At 42.8% G+C, this 23,874-nt stretch carries 21 protein-coding genes and 1 tRNA gene; 9 read left to right on the top strand and 13 right to left on the bottom strand.

The annotated features are described in order from the left end of the window. Window positions 1-2: 2 nt before the first annotated feature. A complete protein-coding gene (locus B051_RS0104480) occupies window positions 3-974 on the bottom strand; it encodes a KpsF/GutQ family sugar-phosphate isomerase (RefSeq protein ID WP_018476984.1) in 972 nt (323 codons plus the stop codon). Between the two features lie 68 nt (window positions 975-1,042). Between B051_RS0104480 and recQ the strand changes: the two genes are divergently transcribed. Both recQ and purD read left to right on the top strand, forming a co-directional pair. Continuing rightward, the gene (gene recQ / locus B051_RS0104485) at window positions 1,043-3,223 is read left to right on the top strand and encodes a DNA helicase RecQ (protein ID WP_026236188.1); all 2,181 of its coding nucleotides are present in this window, start codon (window positions 1,043-1,045) and stop codon (window positions 3,221-3,223) included. Between the two features lie 208 nt (window positions 3,224-3,431). Continuing rightward, a complete protein-coding gene (purD, locus tag B051_RS0104490) occupies window positions 3,432-4,724 on the top strand; it encodes a phosphoribosylamine--glycine ligase (protein ID WP_018476986.1) in 1,293 nt (430 codons plus the stop codon). 79 nt (window positions 4,725-4,803) lie between these two features. On the opposite strand, the gene B051_RS0104495 is transcribed toward purD, so the two are convergent. Next, window positions 4,804-5,220: a BrxA/BrxB family bacilliredoxin gene (locus B051_RS0104495; RefSeq protein ID WP_018476987.1), complete on the bottom strand. Its 417-nt coding sequence runs from the start codon at window positions 5,218-5,220 to the stop codon at window positions 4,804-4,806. A gap of 425 nt (window positions 5,221-5,645) precedes the next feature. On the opposite strand from B051_RS0104495, the gene B051_RS0104505 reads away from it, so the two are divergent. Then, window positions 5,646-6,014, top strand: a complete 369-nt coding sequence (locus B051_RS0104505; protein ID WP_157578489.1) for a hypothetical protein — start codon at window positions 5,646-5,648, stop codon at window positions 6,012-6,014. A 360-nt stretch (window positions 6,015-6,374) separates the two neighbouring features. Then, window positions 6,375-6,448: transfer RNA gene (locus tag B051_RS0104510), tRNA-Val, on the top strand. Between the two features lie 451 nt (window positions 6,449-6,899). Here the strand turns inward: B051_RS0104510 and B051_RS20845 are convergent. From B051_RS20845 to B051_RS0104560, 10 genes are all read right to left on the bottom strand, one after another. Further along, window positions 6,900-7,697 (bottom strand): MFS transporter, encoded by a 798-nt coding sequence (locus B051_RS20845; protein ID WP_083919418.1) that lies wholly within the window; start codon window positions 7,695-7,697, stop codon window positions 6,900-6,902. Window positions 7,698-7,802: 105 nt separating this feature from the next. Continuing rightward, the gene (locus B051_RS0104520) at window positions 7,803-9,146 is read right to left on the bottom strand and encodes an LlaJI family restriction endonuclease (protein WP_018476991.1); all 1,344 of its coding nucleotides are present in this window, start codon (window positions 9,144-9,146) and stop codon (window positions 7,803-7,805) included. A 41-nt stretch (window positions 9,147-9,187) separates the two neighbouring features. Then, a complete protein-coding gene (locus B051_RS21915) occupies window positions 9,188-10,822 on the bottom strand; it encodes an AAA family ATPase (protein WP_018476992.1) in 1,635 nt (544 codons plus the stop codon). Window positions 10,823-10,851: 29 nt separating this feature from the next. Then, a complete protein-coding gene (locus tag B051_RS0104530; protein ID WP_169336193.1) occupies window positions 10,852-11,805 on the bottom strand; it encodes a PD-(D/E)XK motif protein in 954 nt (317 codons plus the stop codon). Window positions 11,806-11,812: 7 nt separating this feature from the next. Continuing rightward, complete coding sequence (locus tag B051_RS20855) at window positions 11,813-14,014, bottom strand: Z1 domain-containing protein (RefSeq protein WP_018476994.1); 2,202 nt, start codon at window positions 14,012-14,014, stop codon at window positions 11,813-11,815. Between the two features lie 3 nt (window positions 14,015-14,017). Then, window positions 14,018-15,577 (bottom strand): ATP-binding protein, encoded by a 1,560-nt coding sequence (locus B051_RS0104540; protein WP_018476995.1) that lies wholly within the window; start codon window positions 15,575-15,577, stop codon window positions 14,018-14,020. Next, window positions 15,567-16,559, bottom strand: a complete 993-nt coding sequence (locus B051_RS0104545; protein ID WP_018476996.1) for a hypothetical protein — start codon at window positions 16,557-16,559, stop codon at window positions 15,567-15,569. Before B051_RS0104545 ends, B051_RS0104540 begins: the two co-directional genes overlap by 11 nt. Then, window positions 16,537-17,634: a DNA cytosine methyltransferase gene (locus B051_RS0104550; RefSeq protein ID WP_018476997.1), complete on the bottom strand. Its 1,098-nt coding sequence runs from the start codon at window positions 17,632-17,634 to the stop codon at window positions 16,537-16,539. The genes B051_RS0104545 and B051_RS0104550 overlap by 23 nt, the downstream gene beginning before the upstream one ends. Then, window positions 17,634-18,878 carry a DNA cytosine methyltransferase gene (locus B051_RS0104555; RefSeq protein WP_018476998.1) on the bottom strand — a complete coding sequence of 415 codons (1,245 nt, stop codon included), beginning with the start codon at window positions 18,876-18,878 and terminating at the stop codon, window positions 17,634-17,636. The genes B051_RS0104550 and B051_RS0104555 overlap by 1 nt, the downstream gene beginning before the upstream one ends. A 3-nt stretch (window positions 18,879-18,881) precedes the next feature. After that, complete coding sequence (locus tag B051_RS0104560; protein WP_026236189.1) at window positions 18,882-19,214, bottom strand: helix-turn-helix domain-containing protein; 333 nt, start codon at window positions 19,212-19,214, stop codon at window positions 18,882-18,884. Between the two features lie 74 nt (window positions 19,215-19,288). Between B051_RS0104560 and B051_RS22790 the strand changes: the two genes are divergently transcribed. The 4 genes from B051_RS22790 (at window position 19,289) to B051_RS0104575 (ending at window position 21,994) form a co-directional block, all read left to right on the top strand. Further along, window positions 19,289-19,456, top strand: a complete 168-nt coding sequence (locus B051_RS22790) for a very short patch repair endonuclease (RefSeq protein WP_245539577.1) — start codon at window positions 19,289-19,291, stop codon at window positions 19,454-19,456. A 9-nt stretch (window positions 19,457-19,465) separates the two neighbouring features. Continuing rightward, a complete protein-coding gene (locus B051_RS22795; RefSeq protein WP_281163452.1) occupies window positions 19,466-19,741 on the top strand; it encodes a very short patch repair endonuclease in 276 nt (91 codons plus the stop codon). 362 nt (window positions 19,742-20,103) lie between these two features. Beyond that, on the top strand, window positions 20,104-21,393 hold the full coding sequence (locus B051_RS0104570) for a phage integrase SAM-like domain-containing protein (protein ID WP_018477000.1): 1,290 nt from the start codon (window positions 20,104-20,106) through the stop codon (window positions 21,391-21,393). 1 nt (window position 21,394) lies between these two features. Continuing rightward, on the top strand, window positions 21,395-21,994 hold the full coding sequence (locus B051_RS0104575; RefSeq protein ID WP_018477001.1) for a hypothetical protein: 600 nt from the start codon (window positions 21,395-21,397) through the stop codon (window positions 21,992-21,994). Window positions 21,995-22,053: 59 nt separating this feature from the next. Here the strand turns inward: B051_RS0104575 and B051_RS0104580 are convergent, their stop codons facing one another. Beyond that, window positions 22,054-22,740 carry a hypothetical protein gene (locus B051_RS0104580; protein WP_018477002.1) on the bottom strand — a complete coding sequence of 229 codons (687 nt, stop codon included), beginning with the start codon at window positions 22,738-22,740 and terminating at the stop codon, window positions 22,054-22,056. Between the two features lie 673 nt (window positions 22,741-23,413). Between B051_RS0104580 and B051_RS20865 the strand changes: the two genes are divergently transcribed. Next, window positions 23,414-23,874, top strand: a 461-nt coding sequence (locus tag B051_RS20865) for a delta-60 repeat domain-containing protein (protein ID WP_033316645.1), incomplete at its 3' end; no start/stop codon positions are given.

The raw sequence follows: 23,874 nt of genomic DNA on the forward strand, positions 1-23,874 counted from the left end.
TGTTATACAAGTCCTTCTTTCAACAAATCGTGGAGGTGTACGAAGCCTTCAAATTTTCCTGATTTTGTGACAATCAGCTGCGTAATGTTTTTTTCCTGCATGATGGCCAGCGCCTCTGCGGCATAGGTATCCGGCTCAATGGAAAGAGGTGAGACAGTCATGATATCTGAAGCGCGTATGCCATCAATCGATTCATATTTGTTCAGCATACGGCGTAAATCGCCATCAGTTATAATTCCTGTCAACTCGGAAGTGCCCTCTTTGACTACAGCTGTAGCTCCCAGCCGTTTAGATGATATTTCGATAATAATTTCCTTGAGAGGGGCGTTCTCAGTAACACAAGGCGCCATGTTCTGCCCATAGATATCGTCCACTTTCAGGTATAGGCGCTTGCCCAGCGAGCCCCCCGGATGCAGGGTGGCGAAATCAGCGCTGCTGAATCCGCGGGCCTCCAACAGACTCACCGCCAGGGCATCGCCCAAAGCCAGAGCCGCCGTCGTGCTGGTGGTAGGAGCCAGGTTATGCGGGCAGGCTTCGCGCTCCACATAGGCATTCAGGATGAAGTCAGCCGTTTGGCCCAAGTAGGAGTCAGTGCTGGACACAAGGGCAGCCAGTTGGGAGCCTTTGCGCTTGAGCAGCGGCACGAGCACTTTTATCTCGGGTGTATTGCCGCTCTTGGAAATGCAGATGACGAAGTCTTCCGGCTGAATCATGCCCAGGTCACCATGAATGGCATCGGCGGCGTGCATGAACAGAGCAGGCGTACCAGTGGAATTGAGGGTGGCCACTATTTTGGCGGCGATGTTGGCGCTCTTGCCAATGCCGGTCACCACTACGCGGCCCTTGATTTGGAGAATGGCTTTGACGCAATTTTCAAAGCTTTCGTCGATAAAATCAGCTAGTCTGGCGATTGCTTCGGCTTCTGCGGATAATACTTTTTTTGCTGTAAGCGCTATATTATTAACGGGATTCAAGTTAAATTTGTGTTAAATGTACCCTTCCGGGATACGTTGCTGTAAGATTAATTTTTCTGATGCATTACATGTCAATCAAACAAGAGGTAAATCTCAAGAACAAATTAAAGGAAGTTTTTGGGTATAATCAATTTAGAGGGAATCAGGAGTTGATAATAAACAACATTATCAACGGCAAGAACACCTTCGTGATTATGCCAACAGGAGCTGGCAAGTCGTTGTGTTACCAACTTCCTGCCTTGTCGCTGCCTGGTACTGCCATCGTTATCTCGCCGCTCATCGCGCTGATGAAAAACCAGGTGGACCAATTGAATGCCTTTGGCGTGAATGCCCAGTTTCTGAACTCGACGCTCTCGAAGTCAGAAATTAACAAGGTGAAGAAAGAAACGCTATCCGGGGAAGTGAAGCTGCTGTATGTGGCACCGGAGTCGCTTACCAAAGAGGAGACCGTGGAATTCCTGCGCAACTCCAATATTTCCTTTGTCGCCATCGATGAGGCGCATTGTATCTCGGAGTGGGGGCACGACTTCCGCCCGGAGTACCGTCGCATACGCGGCATCATCGACCAGATTGGCAACCTGCCTATCATTGCCCTTACTGCCACAGCCACGCCCAAAGTACAGCTGGACATCCAGCGCAACCTACAGATGGACGAAGCTTCTGTGTTCAAGTCTTCGTTTAACCGCACCAACCTGTATTACGAGGTTCGCCCTAAGCACAACACCAAGAAGCAGGTCATTCAGTACGTGAAGAAGCACAAGGGCAAGAGCGGTGTGATTTACTGCCTGAGCCGCAAGAAGGTGGAGGAGATAGCAGAACTGCTTCGCGTGAACGACATCAAGGCGCTGCCATACCATGCCGGCCTGGATTCCCACATACGCATGGCCAACCAGGACGCCTTCCTGAACGAGGAGGTGGACGTGATTGTGGCGACCATCGCCTTCGGTATGGGCATAGACAAGCCGGATGTGCGCTTCGTGATTCACTACGACACTCCGAAATCCATAGAAGGCTATTACCAGGAGACAGGCCGTGCGGGCCGTGACGGACTGGAAGGAAACTGCATCATGTTCTACAGCTACGATGACATCATCAAGCTGGAGAAATTCAATAAAGACAAGCCGGTAACGGAGCGCGATAACTCCAAGCTGCTGCTGCAGGAGATGGCCTCGTATGCTGACTCCGCCGTGTGCCGCCGCAAGCAGCTGCTGCATTACTTCGGAGAGGCCTACGAGAAAGACTGCGGCTTCTGCGACAACTGCCTGCACCCCAAAGAGCGCTTTGAGGCGCAGGACGAGGTGCTGCTGGCACTGAAAACGGTGCAGCAGACAGGCGAGCGCTTCACAATAGACCATAACACGGCCGTGCTCACCGGCTTGCGCAACCAGTACGTGGTCAGCTACGACCATGACAAGCTGGAGGTGTTTGGAGCTGGCAAAGACAACGATGTGCAGTTCTGGAGCTCTGTGCTGCGGCAGGTGCTGCTGTCTGAGTACCTGGAGAAAGACATCGAGAACTTCGGCATCGTGAAACTGACGCAGAAGGGGCTAGGCTTTATCCAGAACCCACACCCGATTCAGCTTTCCAAAGACCACGACTACGAACAGGAGGTGAAGCTCGACGAGGAGAAAGAGGAGACACAGGCCTCGGCCGGACACGATGAGGTGCTGTTTGACCTGCTCAAGAACCTGCGCAAGAAGATGGCCAAGGAAAAAGGGCTGCCTCCTTACGTACTGTTCCAGGACCCATCGCTCAAGGAGATGGCGACGGTATACCCTACCACCCGAGAAGACCTGGCCTACATCGCCGGCGTAGGTATGGGCAAGGTGCAGAAGTTCGGAAAGCCGTTCCTGGACCTGATTACCAAATATGTGGAGGAGAACGACATTGTGACGGCGGCTGATGTGGTGGTGAAAACCACGGTGAACAAGTCCAAAATCAAGATTTACATCATCCAGCAGATAGACAAGAAAGTGGACCTGGAGGAGATAGCTTCATCCAAGGACCTGACCATGCAGGAGCTGATTGAGGAGATTGAGCACATCTGCTACTCCGGCACCAAACTTAACCTCAACTACTACATCAACAACGTGTTGGATGAGGAGCGCCAGGACGAGATATACGACTATTTCATGAACGCCAGCACTGACAACATAGGGGTGGCGCTGAAGGAGCTCGGCACGGACGACTATACCGAAGAGGACCTGCGCCTGATGCGCATCAAGTTTTTGTCAGAATACGCGAACTAATCTGCTGATTGCTCAATGTCAATCGCAGCAAGCATACTAAGTATAGAGAGACCGTTGTTCACTACAGCGGTCTTTTTATTTTAAGTAAATTCCAAAAGTAAAAGCTATGGATTGTGCTGCACCGGCAAGTATAAATTTATAACTTCGCATCAATGCTTTTAGTGACGCTGAGAGCAGTAATCAACAATCAGCCATAAGCAATTAGACTATGAACGTACTTATAATAGGATCTGGCGCCAGAGAACACGCCCTGGCCTGGAAGCTTAGCCAAAGCGAATACGCCGAGAAGATATTTGTGGCTCCCGGAAACGCAGGTACGTCCGTTTTCCATACCAACGCGAGCATAGACATCCACGATTTTGAGGAGCTGGCAAAGTTCGCCACCGATTTCAATATTATGATGGTAGTGGTAGGGTCGGAAAATGCATTAGTGGAGGGTATACACGATTATTTCCAGGAGACGGAATACCTGAAGCACATTCTGGTGGTGGGGCCTAAAAAAGCAGGGGCGCTACTGGAAGGGAGCAAGGACTTCTGCAAGTCCTTCCTACAGCGATATAACATACCTACAGCCCGATACCAGACCTTCACCGAGGACAACTACCGGGACGCGGTGGAGTACCTACGTCACCACAGCTACCCGGTTGTGCTGAAAGCAGACGGCCTGGCGGCAGGCAAAGGCGTTATCATCGCTCAAAACTTTGATGAGGCGATAGATACTTTGGAGTCGATGCTGCGCAACCAGAAGTTTGGCAAGGCAGGCAGCAAGGTGGTAATAGAAGAGTTTCTGGTAGGTATAGAAGTATCGGTGTTCATCCTGACGGATGGCCGGGAGTATGTCCTGCTGCCTGAGGCCAAGGACTACAAGCGTATAGGCGAAGGCGATACCGGCTTGAACACCGGTGGTATGGGTGCCATATCACCGGTTCCGTTCGTGGATGATGTGTTCATGCAGAAGGTGAAGGAGCGCGTGATAGAGCCTACCATCAAAGGCCTGCAGGCGGAGAACATAGACTATACTGGTTTCCTGTTCATCGGCCTGATGAATGTGAACGGGGAGCCATACGTGATTGAGTACAACGTGCGACTGGGGGACCCGGAGACGGAGGCCATACTGCCCCGCATCAAGTCTGACCTGTTTGAGTTATTTCTGGCCCTGCACGACCACAAACTGGGCAGCTTCCAGTTGGAAGTAGACCCACGCACGGCTGCTACCGTGTTTTTGGTGTCGGGCGGCTATCCGGAAGGCTTTGATAAAGGCAAGGAAATAAGCGGGCTGGACCGTGTGGATGCTGATACGTTGGTATTCCATGCCGGAACCAAGCGCGTAGACGACAAAATCCTGAGCAATGGCGGCCGCGTAATCGCCGTTACGGCTCTGGGGGAAAACCTGGAGGCTGCTCTGGCGAAAGCCAATGCCGCCGCAGAAACCATCAACTGGTCAGACCGCTACTACCGCCGCGACATCGGGTTTGATTTGCAGCGCCTACCTACGGCCTAACAAGTGCTATACCTATACCTTAAAAAGCGAAGGCCGGTGTCTGATGACACCGGCCTTCGCTTTTAGGGAGAGTTACAAACTAGCAATAAGCCTCAAACGCGCCCTGCAGGTTGTCTACGATGCGGTTCAGCTCGTTACCCTCAATGTGGTAACGCTCAATCATGTGCACCAGTTCGCCGTCTTTGAAGAGCGCGATAGAAGGGGAGGATGGCGGGTATGGCAGCATGAACTCTCTGGCCTTGGCCACGGCTTCCTGTTCCATACCTGCAAAAACGGTAATCATCTTGTCGGGGCGCTTCTCAGATGATGCCACCGCCATTTTAAGGGCAGGACGCGCCTTGGAGGCTGCGCAGCCGCAAACCGAGTTCACAGCAACCAGCACGGTGCCCTCTTTAGTAGACAACGCCTGCTCTACTTCTTCAGAAGTCATCAGTTGCTCAAATCCCGCAGAAGTGAGGTCCTCACGTATCGGGGCAACCATATATTCAGGATACATTCCCATGATTATCAGCTATTAAGTTAAAAATGTTTACAACTGCAAAATTAGCGATAAATCTGAACAATGGCTACAGACAAAAGGTTTACAAGGCCGTTTGTCGTTGAACGTAACTTAATATATAACTTTTTGGAATGTTTGATGAATCTTCTATCAGATAAAACCGAATGCAACTAGAAGTTGTATATGCGTGTGACAGCCACTATCGTGCAGTTCATGAAGCAGGACCAACAGCTCTTTGCCAACGGATACAGCTCTCTGAAAGGCTTATTGCAGTGGGTTATGCCTCTGCTTGCTGTTGCACAGAATTGCAGTGGCCCAAAGGAAAAAACAAGGAGATTGCGGTGGGGAGGAATATAAATAAACCTTTATTCTGTAACCTTTGACGAGCATTTATGCCAGCTAATTCAACACAGGACTTGCTAATGAACCACATACACCAATACCGCCCCTCCCAAGTCAGAGACCAAACTATATACCCGCAAGTCGCCTACTTCTATATGCCGTCCAGTGAAGGAAGGCCTGCTGAAATCATCGAGATTATGAATATTGACAGTAGGTTCATACAAGTGCCGATGCGGGAAGAGGATGTGGAATTGGAGTCCTTTTTTCAGCGCAACATGACGGAGGTTGAAATCTATACCTTTGGCACGGGCCAGCAGGTATGGCAAATCTTCAACTCATGGGGCGAGCTAGCCGAAGACCACGTGAAATTTAACGTAGACAATCCCACATTGTCAGAGCTGTTTCGCTACAAGAACCGTTTCTCACTCCCCGAGGGAATGGCAGCATAAATACTCAAATGCTTTTTTATAGCCTCTTCTTTGGCTAAGTCTGTTTTCAAAAGCAGCATTGGCCTATGCTTGGGTAGCACCCATCAGGAACAGGGATATTTTGCAAAACGGGTGTTTGATGTGTTCATCAACAACCAACTTACATTTGCCGGCCTATGAGGCAGATTTATACTTCTCACTAATTAGAATTCTAATTCTTTATAAGGCATAAAGCAAATAATATTAGGCTAGCCTGTGAATTGTAGTCAGTAGCCTAACAACTATTTACAGAATTAGTATATTTGTCCTCCAGATAGTAGGGTAATTAGGCACAAGGCCATAGTATACAGTCCTTCTAAAAGAGCAGATATTATTAAACCTAAGATAGTAGCTCAGTTGGTTAGAGCGTTACCTTGACATGGTAAAGGTCGCCGGTTCGAATCCGGCCTGTCTTACACCTAAATTAGAAGAGCAACCGGCAAGCGATTGCCAAAGTTTGCAAACTGGATTCGCTGCTGAGTGATGAGTCAGAATGAAGTAACCGGCTTCTGTGCAAGAACTGTATAGTGGCAGCCGCGCAAAACCAAAGAACGAAGCAGTTGTAGTTTCCCATAGAATCAAAAACCTATCCTAGCGATAGGTTTTTCTTTTTACAGAAGCTGGCCGTTTATCCTGCTGTAAAGGGATGTTCTCGTATCCGAAAGCGTACCAGGAGGCGTCTCCACGGTGGTGGCCTCAATGCGTAACAGGACGATTTCAAAGGGGCGGGTGCCGCGGGAACTGAATCGAAAGGCAGAGTGAACGGTTGTCGATTTTTGTTCAGGCAGGCTGCCAGATGCCGCAATCACCTTTTGTAGGAAACAAAAAGAGCTTCCGTTGGGAAGCCCTTTTACACGAATCCATAAATCAGAGTTCTATGGGCTTCATTTTTGGCACCAGCAGCTGCATAATAGCCCAGGCAAGCAAATAGGCGCCTCCGCAGATGAAGAACATGATGTAGTAGGCGATTTCTATCTGACCGATGCTTTCATAATAGACGAACATCTGTTTCTGCACTAAGGCTGAGAGCATGATGCCTCCCAAGCCGCCAGCCATGCCGCCTATACCTGTAATGGTGGCCACCGCCCTCTTGGGGAACATATCCGATACGGTAGTGAAAATATTGGCACTCCAGGCTTGGTGCGCAGAAGCTGCAACCCCGATAATGAAGACCGCCAGCCACATATCAACCTGACCCAGCTGCTGGGCAAAAACGATTGGCAACACCAGCAAAGCATATAGGAGCATCGACGTTTTGCGCGCCTTGAAAACGCTCATGCCGTTTCTGATGAAATTGAGCGGTAACCAGCCGCCGCCTATACTTCCAATGGTAGACATGGTGTATACTAGGGCCACCGGCAAAGCAATATCAGTGCCTTCTAGGCCATACTGTTTGTTGAGAAAGTCAGGCAACCAGAACAGGTAAAACCACCATACAGGGTCTGTCAAAAACTTGCCCAGTACGAAGGCCCAAGTCTGCCTGAATCCCAGTAGTTTCATCCAGGATATTTTAGATTCGGTCTCTTCTGCCACTGCCGCCGTGTCCTCCACGTCACTGTGGATGTAGTCAAACTCCGCTTTTGTCAGCTTGGCGTGGCGGGCGGGTACTTCATATAGAAGGAACCAGAAGATGAGCCACACAAAACCAACGGCGCCAGTGATTATAGCACTTTGTTATCCAGATTTCTTTTATCCTTATGACTATTTGTTATAGGAGAAGGAGCATGGGTGGCATGCTGTTTTAAAATAGGCAGATTTAAATAACAAAACTTACGCTTTATCAATTATAGATTTTATCCTTGTATCAATCTTGCTTAATTGAGTTTCACCTTCTGTTTGATTCTTTAAATAATTCATGAAGAGTTTATTTGGTGAGATACTTATGTTCCAAATCCTCTTATCAGGAAAGAGGGCAAGAGTTGTAAAACCAAAGATGCTAAAGAAAGCTTCCTGTAGTTTAGGGAAGAGAAAGCAGTTGTGTATTTGATCAAATTTCTCCTTACTGAACGCTATTTCATATAAAAACTGCTTACTTATATCACCAATTCCAGGATTTCCGTCTAAAGTAATTTTAAGTTCTGTATTAAAATTAATTATGTAATATTTTGCATCAAATATGAAGAAGTGAGATTCGTTTATCGAAATTATATCTGGGATAAGCGTAGATTTTTTAATGCTGTTCCCTAACAGGTCATGCCAGATTGGTAATGGAATGCTATCTAGATAATTGGATAGCTTATTATTGAAAACAGTACTGCATGCTTTTTCCCAAATTATGTGGAAATAACCAGTACCATAAAGCTGTAAGCCTTGTTCTTGATAGAGAAAGCTAGCAGAAATAAGAGCTATGAGTTTCTTTAATAAGCTAATTCTACGGTCTGTATAAACTTGTGATAACTCCTTTCTTAATACACTAATTAAGTATTCAATCTGTCCTAAGTCAAGTATGTCCTTTACGTGATCTTCGTCAAATGAGAAATGATAATCTAGTATTTTACCGTATCTCGAAATACTTGAAAAAATAGCCCATTTATGAATCTCTGTTATCAAATAATATTGCTCGTTGACATGGCTTGTGGAATATGTGTCTATGTATACTGGGAAACCCCTTGAGAATATAGGATTCAAGCTGTCAACTGTTAAGTCCCAGTTTACTTCACCCTCTTGACTAATGCCTACTGTTTCTATTTCTTTTTGATAGAAACCATGCTCTAGGTAATCGCGAATTATGGTATCTGCTAAGACTAACTCTGATGAAGAGGAATCTTGATTTGAATTTATGTTATAAAAGTCAGGAGTCACCTTATCAGTTTTCCCTGCCCTTTTTAGTACTTTAATTATTAGGGCAATCTCATTAAGATTTAATTCGTTTGGTTTGTCCTTTAAAATGCTGGTGCAGAAATACTTAGGTAAGACACAGATAACATTGTTCTTATATGATATAACGCCCACGAAATGGAAAGATATATCACCTGAACTTTTGCTTCTCTTTAAATAGCGTTCTTCCAGCAACTGTTCATACCACAACTGATTGCCATCAAAACACTTTAAGAAAATCTCTTTCGGATGATATTCATGTTCTACAAAAAAGGTGTAGTTATCAAATTGATGCATCAGGAATAAGGTTCCTAAATTATTGTAGTATAAATAGTAGCTTATTGGGGCTTTGGTGCTTCAGCGTCATGATTAATGCTACTGCTAGCTTCCTCAGTAGGCTCTGCTGTAGCTTCTTCGGTAGGCTCTGTTAGATGTTTAGGAAAATCAAAATCACCTATAAAGACATCACCATTAGCATAATCATTAATAATGTCGGAAAACGACTTACTATTAAATAAAGATTCAGGGTTATGCCTTAACACATCATCTCTCAAATAAAGCAGTAGCTTATTTTTTATTACATCTGAATCTTGGCGCTCCCGACTATTCAAGAAAAATGGCCCAACCAGTTTATCTTCAGCAATTCCCAATCCTTTGAGCTTATTATTAAGCTTTTCTCTAAAGACATTCCAACCGTACCTTTTACCTTGAAAAGATATGACATCTTCTTTCTCAAGTATATCGTTTTGCTTGGCATTTAAAGGTAAGAATTCAAATGACCATCTCCTTTTAAAGGCGGAGTCTAATGGCATCACACCTTGATCCGCGCTATTCATAGTTGCCCAAATAAAGAAGTTAGCTGGTAGCTTTATATTATTGCCATCAATCCCTTTACTATATAAATAGTTGGTTACATCTCTATTAAATGATATCTCATACTCACTTTCACCCTCATTACTTCTGTCCAGTAACTGAAAAACATCACCAAAGACCGCAGCAACATTTGCTCTATTGATTTCCTCAATAATAAGTAAGTAATCATTGGCTGGATTCAGTATAGCTCTAATTAACAAGTCTATAAATGGTCCAGGAGAGAATGAGTAATCTATGAGCGGCTCTTTATCATGTGGAGTCCTAAGAGGAGTGATTCTATCGCTTTCAAATAATTTAATTCCATCATTTGAGGCAACCTTGTAAATTGGAACAGGCTTATAAGATCCAATAAATTGTTGATAGGAGTAATTAGGGTAAAACGTTACTCTTGTAGTGTTTTCCGGTTTGAAGCCATTGGTAGATGCTTGAGATTTTAACTCAAAGCTTTTACCAGTTCCAGGTGCACCGTATATAATCTTGTTTCTCGGAACTTCTTGATTAATACTAGCAATGGTAGGGGGAATAGTTGCCGGTTCGAGATTTCCTTCATGTAGGCTTTTTGCATTTTGAATATAATAATGTATTAGTTCGGGCTTGAATGCAAAGACTTTTTTTCCGTCTCTAAATCTTTTAGAGAAGTCATATATAAAACCCTGCGAAAGGGTTTCTACATCTATATTATAATTATATGCATTAACTCCTTTATTAGGCCCCCACTCAAATGCTCCCCATGCACATATCAAAAATTTGCTTGTATCAGTAGGATCAACATATATGCCTAAAGCCAATGTCCTTTCTGTTTCAGATTGAGGTGCATCAAACCCCCTCATATCAACATTTGCTCCCATCTGATGCTGCTTTTCAATTTCAGACCTACCAGATCGCCATTTTACAGGCTTTAAATAAACATGCAATGTATATTCTTTGCCTTCTTTTGGGTGTTTGAGGGTGTAACAGAAATAACCACTGTTCCCAGTGTGCTTCCTTAAGCAAGTCCAATTGTTGCTCTTTAATGAATTTTCAAAATAGGTATCTGGATTTGTAAAATTGTAATCATTACCTATGACTATTTCACCTGTATGTTTTGCGATTTTCGGCAAAGCTTTATTCTTAAAGTTTATGATTAGAATTAAATGAGTACTCCTGTTAAGGAACTATCCTCTTTTATAGCTATAAAATCTACTTCGTACTTTAAGTGAGCAATATTAGGAGGTATATGCTCTAGTTCAATCCGCGGTACATCCAACAAGTTATAAAAGGTTAATGAGCCAAGTGCGTAGTCTAGATTGTACCGAATATTGTCTAACTCAGTGATGGATTCCCCAAGTACATCAAATACTATATCATTCAACTTCAATCTTGCATCTAAAGTGATGCCATCATCTTCTATGCTGTGTATCAGGTCTAATATAGAAAGGCCTTCATCACTTTGCAACAGTATCAAAGACGCTACATAAATTGAAATGCTGCCCGCATGATTGTGCAATTGGGCATTTGAAAAGGTGTGTTTTCTTTCATTCGTTGCACTTGATTTTACTTCTACGAGAAATGAATTAAAGTTAAAGTCAAAGCTATCATTAGGGTTAGCATGCCAAGCATATATAGCCTGCTGTTTATTGATAGTAGCGCTTATAAGTACGAGTTCTGCAAAGAGCCCCTGAATAGCTTTTCTAGCAGTTCTATTTGCCTTATCAAACATTTTCAAAAGTTTCTCAACCTCCACTTGGACATCCTCTAGTACAGGCAGTGGTGATAAATTTTGCATAATCAACTTGCAAATTCCAAGGAAATACTCCTGAAAATGCTGATTTAGGGATTTTAATCTAAGTACTGTAAAATGTGTTTTAGATGCAGCATGTTCTTTTGTAGATATGAGGCATAGTTGATTATAGGCAACCTCTATTAGTTCAAGCTTTACAGAATGTAGTTTTATGGAAGTTTTGTTGGCAGAACTAATTAACACAAGCACTTCCCCATGCTCATTTATCGCTATTTTATGATGCGTAAATCCAGGAAAAGCTTCAGCAAAAGTTCCTTGTCCAGGGGCAGGTAAAGTAGACCTTAGCCTGTCCAGGGTTCTCAATAACTCGCTATTCCTCATCTTGTCCAACAAACTCAAGTGCTAAGTGTTCTGGATAGAAAAGCCCCAATGTGTAGATAGTTTTGTTATGATGATTAGAGCCTAAGTGTTTAAGTTTTACTAAATGAAGTTGTAAAGTTATCTCATCTCCAGCCTTGATTTCTTTATCTCCAGGGTATACAGCACTTCCTCGAGTGTCTTTCCCTGACCAGATATTATTAATCATTAGCACACCACTATTATCAAGTAATTTTCTTTCTCTGCCTGTCTTGTTATTATAGGCCATTTGAACTACTGAGCACTGTGTTATACCGTTATCCAACCAATAAGTCAAATATTGAATGGTAGCTGATTTCCTTAAGATGTCTGCAACATTAGTAAGCTTAAAGTCGGAGATGAATTGGATGAGTTCTACCAGTGGTACCTTTGCTATTCGGTGTGTTCGGTCTTCTGTATCTGAAGAATACTCAACCTCTTCTTTGAAACTGTAAAATTCACACTCTAGCTGTTCAATGAAAGAATTCACATAATCTTTATTAACTCCTGCATGCCCAATAGCGTTAAACTGTCTCCAGCCTTTCATCTTATTCCGTACCAACGATTTGGAAAGAACATTATTCCGAGTAGGATTCATAGATCCATCTAAAATCATTTGACGAGAGAATTCTTGTAAAGATTGCTTTGAAAGAATCTTTCTAAGTGCCTCTTCATGTTCAATGTACTGCTCATATTCAATTTTAGAGTTCTCTGGTAGGAAAACTTTGCATGTGTTAAGATACTTTTTTTTGTAGCCAAAGAAGCGACAACGCTGCTGTATAGTATCTGCATTTGATTTTCCAATACTGTACCTTGGCATATAGGTAACCATCAAATTTTCCACTGTAAAGCCTCTGTTTAGCTTATCAGCACCTATAAGGATATGTGAACTACTGTTACTCCAATGTATACTATTATTGTTTTCTATTACTAACTCGATATTTGTGTCCTTCAAAACTTCAATCACTTCCTCCATCAACTCTTCAAAAACGATATGAGAAAATGCTGGATTCCGACTAAATTCTGCAAAGTCTTGTCTGAAAGAGAATAGGAGTTCAACCTTCATCGGATCATTGCCTGGCTGTGAAAATGCTGCGATCCAACTTTCTAATATACTTTCTATCCAAGAGTTAAACTTTCTACTCGCATCCTTCTCCCTATCTGCGTGAACCATCATGCTAACAAAGTTCTTCTTGCAAAGAAGCCTAACTTGTATTGCTGCCCCGATAAAGTAACACCTTAAAGCCTTTAAAAGGCTCTCAGGAGGGTCTATTAGGTTATTGTGCTTAAAATGGAAGACCTCTTCTTCCGGAATGATGCAAACAGCGTCTCGCGACTCTTTAAAGAACGCTTTTCCACCAGTATACTGCTTTCCAGGCGTAAGAATAACATGAAAGTCTGGGGACATCAGGTCCATCATGCTGATGAGCAAAGGAGCTTGAGGAGTAGCCGTATACTGAACATAGGAATGATTTATCAAAGCGGCTCTTAGTCTGCTGATGCTTGAGTAAGTCTTACTATATTCATCCTCTTCCCAATCATCTGACTTGCTGTTTTTCCACGCCATTGTGTTGAGGCTTGCTTGGTCTGCCTCATCATCTATGATTAATACAGCGTTATGTTCTAAAGCTGCCTTCACTTCAGAGGATTCTAATGCCGTCCATACGTTATCAATCCTTTTATAATGCTTTAAAAGTGTTATGATAATAAGCGGCTTGTCCTTCAGCGTAAGAGCTCTTGCAATTGTCCGATGGTCCCCTTTAGCTATATCGGGATTTGAGAAAATTTTATAGGCACGGTTGTTCTCTCCCTCTACTAAAAGGTCTTTCTTTAATCTATCTGTAGTTTGGTCTAACAAATTGTTGCCGCTACCCGCTAACACTGCTACAATCCTATAGCCATTATCCTTAGCAAGTGCGGTCAGTGTTGTAAATGATAGAGTCTTACCACTTTGCACATATCCTATCGCAAGTCCTGTGGATGCACAGCTACCACCATTCGGATTAGCACATTTTTCTAATAGTTTAGCCGCCTCACTTAGTACAGTTTGCCTCTCATCCTCATCTAAGTTTTGCTGCCTTTTTGCCAACTCGCGTGCCTGTTGTCCTATAGATACTTCCCATATATGGTCAGCACCTTTTTTTTCAACGGCACCTAATATTTTTATTTCTTCCATTTACTAGTTGGTCAATAGTTTATTCATATTAAGACGAATGTTTCCTCCAAATTTTGTACCTTGTGATAATGAAATCACCTCAGAAATAATAAGCGCTTTTAGAAGTGCAATGATAGGTTCAAAAGAATCAGGGTTTAGAAATATATTGTGCTCTCCAAAGAAAGTATGATCCAAGTTTATAGTAGCATGTATTATAATTGAGTTGGAATTTGAGTCTTCACTGTAAGTAAGTTCATACAGGTTTATAATTGCTGGATTTTGAACAACATGCAAGTTTAAAACATAATCCCTTCCGTCCTTTTCGAACTCTTCCGTTACAGTTCCTACAAAAGATTGGAGCACGTTTGAGACTTCCGCAGTAGCAATCTTCTCTTCAGTTTCAGCTTCTAAGGAATTAACGTTTTCCTGCAATTTTATTCTAGCCTCTCTTTGCTTTGATTTAGATTTTAATTTCTCAGTAACTTTTGCTACAATTTTCTCTTTAGCTTCCTTATTGAGAGTAACTTTCCTATACTTATCCCCCTGCCTAAGCAAATTGTGATCTGAGAAGGCCAGTTGTTCCTTCACTAGTTCTAGTATTGCTTCTAATTCCTCTACTTGTCGAAAGCTACCCTTATCAAAAGAAACTTTTAAACCTGAAATTTCAAGATCCCCGAAAAGCCTTTTATCTCTTGGAGAGCCTGCTTGTCCACTTAATATTCGTGGGTGGTATTTCTCATCGTGGCTTCCTTCTATGATCCTGCCTCTTCTAAAAAGTGAGAAGCCGCTATTGATTGCGTTCATCTCTTTCAGTAGCCCAACAAAGCCAACAACTGAGAAATCCTCTGTGACTATATTGATTTCTTCTTTCCATAATCTAGCAGGCCCATCTGGAGTATCAGCATAAGGGGCATACAGAATCTCTGGCTCTTCATATTTTAAAGGCTCTCCATTGAATGACAAGGTTAATTCTCCCGTTTTAAGAAACTTTCTGTAAATGCTCGCAAGATGGTCTTTTACCTTTGTCAGTTGTTGTTTTCGCGCAGGGGCATTGTGGCTAAGTCCGTGAAGCACTACTTCCGTATAGTGACTGTCTAGAGATACCGGCCTTAATTGTACATCCAGTACTTCCTTCTCTTCTGACATCACCTTAGCAAGATTAAACTCTACCAGCCTTTCAACATCCTCTGAAAGGGCTGAAGACCTTACTATATATTTGTCTGCGAACCAAATAGAGGCAATCTTCATTCCCATACCGAACTCTGATAAGCCTGTATTATCAAGAGGTATGTTTGCTGGCTCAAATGCCCTAATAAAGTTTTGGTAGCTTATACCGCCTGCGTTATCTCGTATGGTTATAGAATCTTCCTCTAAACTGACTCTTATGGAAATATGAAAGGAGAAGCCTTCGCCCTCGATAGCTAGAAGTTGCTCTTTATTATCAAGGTAACTCTGTAAGGCATTATCTACGAACTCAGCTAAGGCAAACCAAGCTTTATTCTTCATGCTCCTATATACGCCATATGCACCTGGTCTAAACTTAATTGAAACCTGGTCTAGATGGTCAGCTGTCTTATTTTCCATCCTTTAAACTTATAAATCTGGCTTGGACGATTCTTTTTGCCTGGATAATATCTACCTTTTGTCCCCTAGATGCCCTTTCTTTAATTAAGAATTGAAGCGCTTCCAACATTCTCCCCTCCGTTAAGAGCAGGTTGAAATGAGTGTCATTGGAAGTTTCTTCACTTTGAGTTGCTCCTACTATCCATTTAGCAGCATAATTATCTTTTACATCTCTTCCTTCAAGCACTTGCTCTGTAAACTTGTCTAAGAATTGGTCTGAAATGTTGAGGGCATGGTTTTCTTTACTTGCTTTTAAGTTTTCATTAAATTGGTATTCATCCAATGCGTGCAGCTTATCACTATTCAATAGATACCAACTTAAAAAGCTTGGCTTAAAGTGGATTACGAGGTGATCGTTAGTTTTATGAGTTATTGAAATCCCTTCTTTATAAGCTTTTTGAATATCACTGTAATTGTACTGAATTGACTTGTTTGTTGTGCTTCTAGTTTCTACATCCTGAGCCTGAGTAGGATATATCCCTGAGATGACTATATCCTTGTCTAGTTCGTCTCGCCGGTAAACAGATAAAATGAAGCATCTTTTGTTCTCAAGGCTTTCCCCCTTCAATAAACCATCAGCGAATGATTTTGCAACAGCTTTATTACTTAGGCTTGGCTCCCATTGACAACTTGCCCTCCACTGTACTCTCGCCTCATTCTGTCCATTATTTATAAGTCTCCATCGACCCCCGCTCTCAGTTTGGAAACAGTATAAATAAATATACTGCTCTTGATTTGTAGAAGTACTAAAGGTTAGCTTAAGTAGTTTCTCACTTCTATTGCCACGTCCTTTTCTAACCGAAGTCTCATCAATATATACTTTGTTATCGAATAACTCAATAAAATATGGGATAAGTACTGATGATGCATCGTAATCCGTAAATGCTTCTCCTGTATAGAAACCATATTTATTGCTTTGATTATCTATCAACCGATAAGGCATAGTTATCAATTTTATTATTCTCTTTAGATTCCTGGTTAAAGATTTGACGCATCAACTCTTTAGCAAATACTTCTGCTAACTTTGGTGGAACAGCGTTTCCTACCTGCCTCCATTGCTCCTTATAAGTGCCAAGCATTACATAATCATCGTCAAAGGTCTGAATCCTTTTAATCTCTTGTATCCTCAGGAATCTATTCTTCCAATGAAATGGACCCATATTGTTAGACTGACTAGCTTGGATGGTCCAGGAGGGTCTGTTTGGCGAAAGCTTTAATAAAAAGGACCAATAGCGTGATCTCCACTCAAATATTGGGTCAGGATAGCCTCTCTCTTTTGTAAAGAAAAGATAATTGTCCCCAGGAGGGACCAGCTTTAGCAAATCCTTATGCTTGGAGCCTGCCTGCATCTTTTCGTCCTCAGGTAGATTAAAATCTATATCAGACAGTATATCACCACAAGTGACCCATGGCTTCAAGTTAAATATCTCTCCTTGTGCTTTCTCTGGGTTGTAGTGCGTTGGTAAAGGATAAGAAAAGTTTGGCAAATCTTCTTTCAATCCTACACAAATAAATCTCTCCCTTGTTTGTGGCACCCCATAATCTGCAGCATTAACTACATTATAAATTACTTTATAACCAAGTTCTTGGGCACGTGTCTTTAGATACTCAAGTGCAGCAGCATGGGGCTTGTAAACGAATCCATGTACATTTTCAAAAAAGAAGAATTTCGGATTTAATTCTTCTACTGCACGGAAATAGTTAGAAACAGTTATAAATCCATCCTCATCTTCAATGCCCCTCTCTTTTTCAACTCTATAGAATCTAGACTTGGAGAAAGGAGGGCAAGGAGGGCCGCCTACTAGTCCATCGATAATCCCGTGCTCCCGCTTTAGCCTAAGGAAATCTATGTTCACTATATCATCACAAACAACTTCAGCATTAGGGAAATTAAACTTTAATGTCTCACATGCCTTGCTCCAAATATCAGAAGCAAAAACCGTATCAAATCCAGCCCTCTCAAATCCTAAATCAATTCCCCCAGTTCCGGAAAATATGCTTACTATCTTTGGCTTCATTATATGTTGCTAATTAAGAATTCTACCATTGCTTTTCCCAATAGAGGCGGTACTGCATTACCTATTTGTTTCTGTATCGATCTCCTAGATCCAACAAAAACGTAATCTTCTGGAAAAGTCTGTATTGCCGCGACTTCGGGCACTCTCAACCTTCTCGATTTCCAATGGAAAGGACCTACCCATGGACCTGGCTGCGCAGCTACTGTCCAAGATGGGCGCTCTGGGTGGAGCTTCAGTAAGAAACTCCAGAATCTCTTTTGAGCTATAAACTTTGGATCCGGATAACCTGCAGCAGCTGTTAAGGCAATATAGTTCTTTCCTGGGGGTACCTGTCCCAATTCCTCATGGTAAGTCCCATTGTCAGTAGTCTCCTGTCTCTCAAAAAAATCTGGGGTATCAAACTTTCCAATCCAATCTACCACTCTTTCATAAGGAAGTAGGTTAGGGTTTAATAATCTCTCCTCATCACTTCCATGAGTCTTGACAGGCTCGGTTGTTCGGAAAGCTTTTTTGGATGCTACAAAAAAGACTCTTTTTCTCTTTTGAGGTACTCCATAATCAATTGCATTGGCCCGGACTAAAGTGTAATGATAGCCAAGTTGATTGATGCGCTCAATGATAAAGTCGACAGCGACTCTGTTGGTTGGGTGTAGTAAGCTTTCAACGTTTTCCAGTAAGAAGCCATCAGGTTGCAATTCTTCTACAATGCGCAAATATTCCCCAATCATATTCCGAGGATCATTGATGCCTAATCTGGAGTTGTTGCCTACCCAATAACCAGCCTTTGAAAAAGGCTGACAAGGAGGGCCGCCTATAAGGATTAACTTTTTAGGTTTAACCTTCTTGAGCAGATTTTTGTAATCATTGCCCTTTATGTTGCTTATATCAGAATGAGAGATGTGAGCATTCTCAAACAATGGATTAGCAGATAATGTTTTTACACAATCAGCGTCAAAGTCCATACTTGAGATTACTTCTACACCTGCTAAACAGCTGCCGATGTCTAAACCTCCTGCTCCACTGAAAAAACTTATCGCTTTTATATCAGTTTTAAACCCATCTTTTAATTTGTCTACTATAGTATACCCTTTATGCTTAAAAGTAAAATCAAGTTCTTCTAGTATAGCAGTTGTTTCTAAAGTTCTCCCTTCGACTTTTAAATCACTGTAATCTATTTGTAATTGCTTTCCATCCTCTAGAACTGAAATCTCCTCCTCAGTTGAATAATTTTTTTTAATTGCCATATCTCAAAATTCAATCTTTCCCTGTTGTGCACTCTGTGCTCTTATATATTCTATTTTTTCTTCAGCCACACGTAGAATCTCATTAGAGCAATTCTCGCTAATTAATTCGTTTACTACTTTATCACTCAGAAAAGCGATGCTAAGATTATTAGAATTTACAGTGAATAATTCAGCTAATTTACTTATCATGTCCTTATTTGCACTTCTTTCATCCCGTTCTATTTTTGATAAAGTAGATGGGTCTATATCAAGCACAGCTGCGACTTTTCGAAGTGGGAGTTTATGCTCTTCCCTGAGTTTTCTAATAAGCATACCAAATGTTTCCTTAGTTATCATGGAAAGTATTTTCTGGACATATTTTGTCAAATATAGTAAAACCATATAATTAACTAAGGATTTTAGCAAAAAATATGAAGAAGGAAAATAAACGACATAAAATTCTTGAAGAGGGTACTATAAATGTTCCTCGTTTTACTGAAGCAGCAGGTTTTTATACTTCTCCAAAAAGTTCATCTGTTTTAAGAAAAGTAAAAGCAAAGGACACCAAGCCAGAATTAAAGATAAGAAAAGCGCTCTAGTCTCGAGGTATAAGATACAGATTGGGAACAAAACAAATTCCAGGTAAGCCAGATTTGATATTCCTAAAGAAGAAAATAGCTGTATTTATCGATGGTGACTTCTGGCACGGCTACAATTGGCAAAATAGAAAGGCAACGCTTAGGACAAATCTAGAATATTGGATACCTAAAATAGAACGCAACATTCAAAGGGATGGTGAAGTCAACAAAATACTAGAGGATAAGGGATGGAAAGTAATAAGATTCTGGGAACATGAAGTGAATAAAGAACTAGATAATTGTTAAGAGATTTTGATACTCTACTTTTATCTAATAAAGCCTAGAATCTGCCTTAGTTCTCTATGAAATGAACCAAGTTAGGTATAGTGGTGATGGTAAAACTAATTTGTTTTACCTATGTTTTACCTGTAAAAAGAAAAAGCCCCTAAGATTCTGAATCTTAAGGGCTTTCATTTACTTGTTGTGGTCGCGAAGGGACCACCACGAACTTAGCATTTCGTTTTACAAAATGTAATAAATCGCAGCATATGCACACCCAGAGATGATTTTTGACTTTACAAAAATTTGGTGATTTGCATTTTTGTGGTGAAATTTACGATTGTGTGGTGAATTTCTGTGGTGAATAACCAACCTCAAACCTGAAAGCCTTGATAGCGAAAAGCAAGATTTACAAGAACTATGTCTACATCTGCGCCTCCCGTAACAGAGAGCACATCCGTATACCGGTCGGAATCAAATCCGACCGGCTGAACAGCAGCGGTCTACTCCACAAGTCGTGTGGTCTGGACGATATCGATGAGAAGAACAAACACATCCGGGAACTGACAAGGAAGGTGCAAGCCGCACTGGACGACTATCCAAAACTAACAGCCAAGGAGATAACTACCTTCGTAAAGACAGGCGCTCTGCCCGCAGCACCGGAGGCGAAGCGGCAGTTAACCTTTATAGAGTGCTTCGAGAAGTTTGTGGCTGACAGCAAGTCTGGCGCACGTACGAACGACAAGGGTGTGAAGTTAACCACCAACACGGTAAAGTCTTACCAGTCCGTGCTGTCCAACCTTTACAAGTTCCAGAAGCTACATTCATTGGAATGGGACCGGATTGATGACTCCTTCTACCACAGGCTCTGCGACTACTATTGGAACACGCTGGATTGTTACGACAACCACACCGGTAAAGCAGTGAAAATTATCAACACATGCCTGAACTGGGCCTATGATACTGGTCTCATTCCAGCCCCCATCAACACCAAGAAGTGGAAGGTCTGGAAGGAAGAGATTGAGATACTCGTGCTGTACCCGGATGAGGTTCGTCTGCTGCGCAATATGCCTGCTGAGGACCCAAAGATAGAGCGCACGAGAGACACCTTCCTGATGGGCGTGTTTACCTGTCTAAGAGTAGAGAACCTGTTGGGGCTCACGGAGCGGGACCTACAGGTGATGAATGGCGAGTACTATATCCACACCATAGTCCAGAAGACGAGGAAGCCAATCAGGATAAAGCTGAACCCTGTTGCTGTGGCCATCATCGAGAAATATCGACACCAGTATCGGACACTCTTGCCGACCATCACAAGCGTAAAGTTCAACGAGAACTTGAAGGACATGGCCAAGGCGTTTAAAAAGTACCTTGACCAGTTGAAGGAGGAGGGGCAATTGGAAATTATCGGTAACAACTGGCATACTGATGTGAAGAGGGTGCGCACGAAGAAAGGTCAGCACCATTACGAGTTCGTAAAGCCCGAGAAGTTCATAAGCTCCCATTGCATGCGCAGGAGCGGGATTACGAGCTTCTTGATGTTAGGGATGACCCCGTTGGAAGTACAGGAAATCTCGGGCCATGCAAGCAATTCGAAGGACTTCTCGAAGTATGTCAAACTTGCCAAGCAGGTCGTGGAGCAGAAGAGCGTAGACGTATGGTCTAATAAGTTAGCTTAATATGGGATATATCGATGAAATTAACAACCGGGAGGTAAGGGAGCGCCAGATAGGTAGAATCATCAGGGCCTTCGAAGGAAGTCTGCGTCCGTACTCGCACCTGCTCACCGTATGCGCAGAGGCTACAGACGCTGAGTTGAAGGAAGTAGAGTGGCTGATGAGCGATTGGGTAGACCAGCGTTTGGTACTACGAAGTGGAAAACACTCAGACGAAGAGGAGTTGAAGCTCATCCAGAAGGGCCTGGATAAGCTCTTTAGAATCACTGACAGAGTGATTACCGAGCGGCTTCTGGCAATCAAGAAGAACAGGGGAAGGGCCATCAACTTCGAGCAGCCTATGTACAAAATCCAGACTATCGCAGACATACTGGGGGTAACCAAGCCTACTGTCAACAACTGGACACACAAGCGTGGAGGCTACCTGAGAGCATTTGAACTTCCGGGTGTTGCCAAGTTCGTGCTGGAAGAAGACCTTTGTAGAAAATATGAGGAGGTGCTCGGACGTACTCTTGTCATCGATGACCAATTCCGGGAAAAACACCAGTACACCCCTGACCCAAAGAAGCTAAAGCTCGCTATGCAGGGTGGGACTCCAACATGAGAACGACGCCCGGAGTGGTAAACACCAGTACATGGTATTCTTATTCGTCCAGCTTCTACCTACTTCATCAAATCAGTATCATTGAGGCTTCTCACCTTGTAGGCATAATATCTGTCCCACTTATAGTTCGCTTGCTTGAACCTAAGCTTGCGATACACATCCTCATAGATAAAATGAACAGTCTCTCCATCCATGGATGCACTACTATGCCCAGCGGTAAAATTCAGTACCGTGTTCCGTTTACCTCCAACTGATACTGAGATGTTCTGAGCGCCCACTGCTTCTCTGAGAAGTATGTCCACCCACTTCTCTCGCAACACCGGGTAATCTTCAAGCTGTCTTGCCTTGATAACTTCCTGTAGGTCAGCGGCAGCCTTGGCTAAAGACTCGTTTGGCGAGCTGCTGGCCTGTGATGCCTGCCTGCCTGCCGCATTGAGTTTGTTGATATAGAGCATGATATCATCAGACGTGCTGAACACGCTGATATTGGTGTTTGTGATGTCCTTAGACATCTCCCCAAGTTCAGCGGCTATCCTTTCTTCGTATGTAGGTTCGGGCGCAGCAGGGTTTATAAGTACAGGAGCGGTCTGGGTATGAGGTTTAGACATAACAGCGGCCCCCTCCGATGCTTTAGCTTGTGCTTCCGCTCCATCGCATTTCTGGGTTATCAATGTTATCGCCACCATGATGGCGAATACGCCAGCAACGACTAATTTGTCCTGAAAAGTACCTCCGGTGCTGCTCATAGTGCCTTATTCTATATGTGAGAATAACTATAAGCAATTTAATTAATTAGATAATTATATTCATATATAAAAGTATCTAAAGCTAACAGAAACTAGCTGATGCTCCTTTCCAATTCACTACATATGCTGTTAGGACGTGGTTGGAGTCCGTAGGGGAATTAAAACTCGGGCTTTAGATTTCTCACCTTTTTTCCAGCTAATGCCTCCTCGCTTAGCTTGATGTTGATGAGGAAGAGAGGTTTGTGTTCAATAGAAGGCTATCTATCACTGCCTCATGGTAGAAGTAGGTAGAGACGGACGCTCCAAAGATGGACTTAGTGTGCTGGGCTAAGGCCGATAGCATGGGCGTCGAAGTAGTTGAACACCATGCGGTACTTGCTGATGTTGTTAGAGAGAATCGAAAGGTACTATACTAAAATTATCACTGGTTCGGCACAGAGAATAGCTGCTTTTACCTATGGTTTTATTAGTATAGGTAAAGTATATGTTTAAATGATTCAATAATGTAGTATATTGGGGTATAGGGTGAGCTGTAGCAGTTTGCTTGGTTAACCTTTCTACTCCCTTATGTCCAACCAATAAGTTTGGTCCTAACTGTGCATTACAAAGAAGCATCTCTAAGCACAGCTATGATGCATTATCCTCAAATTAAATCTTAATCACAGCGGTTGGTATGAATCAATTATTTACTGTTGCAAAAGTTTTTCTCATACTTTTGGCAAATTTCACTAAGAAGCAAATCTGTATTTTTTGTTTTATAAATTTTTGGATTGCCTTAGGTAACATTTTTGCTATACAAGCTCAGTCTACTCCCGGCTCCAACGACGCAAGTTTTAATACGGCTGATGTAGTTGTTGGTGCGGGTGAAGGTTTCAGTGGGTCAGTCATTACAATTGTCCAGTTAAATGATGGAAAGAAGCTTGTTGGTGGGACTTTTACGTCTTATAATGGTTCTTCCCGTAATCGTATAGCGCGCCTCAATGCCGACGGCACGCTCGACGCCTCCTTCAACCCGGGCACCGGCTTCAACGGTGAAGTAAGGTCACTTTCACTGCAGCCGGACGGGAAGGTGCTGGTAGGGGGGAGTTTCACCTCATTCAACGGCACGCCCCGCAGCTTTATCGCGCGCCTCAA

This window comes from Pontibacter roseus DSM 17521, assembly GCF_000373265.1.
Lineage (GTDB): Bacteria > Bacteroidota > Bacteroidia > Cytophagales > Hymenobacteraceae > Pontibacter > Pontibacter roseus.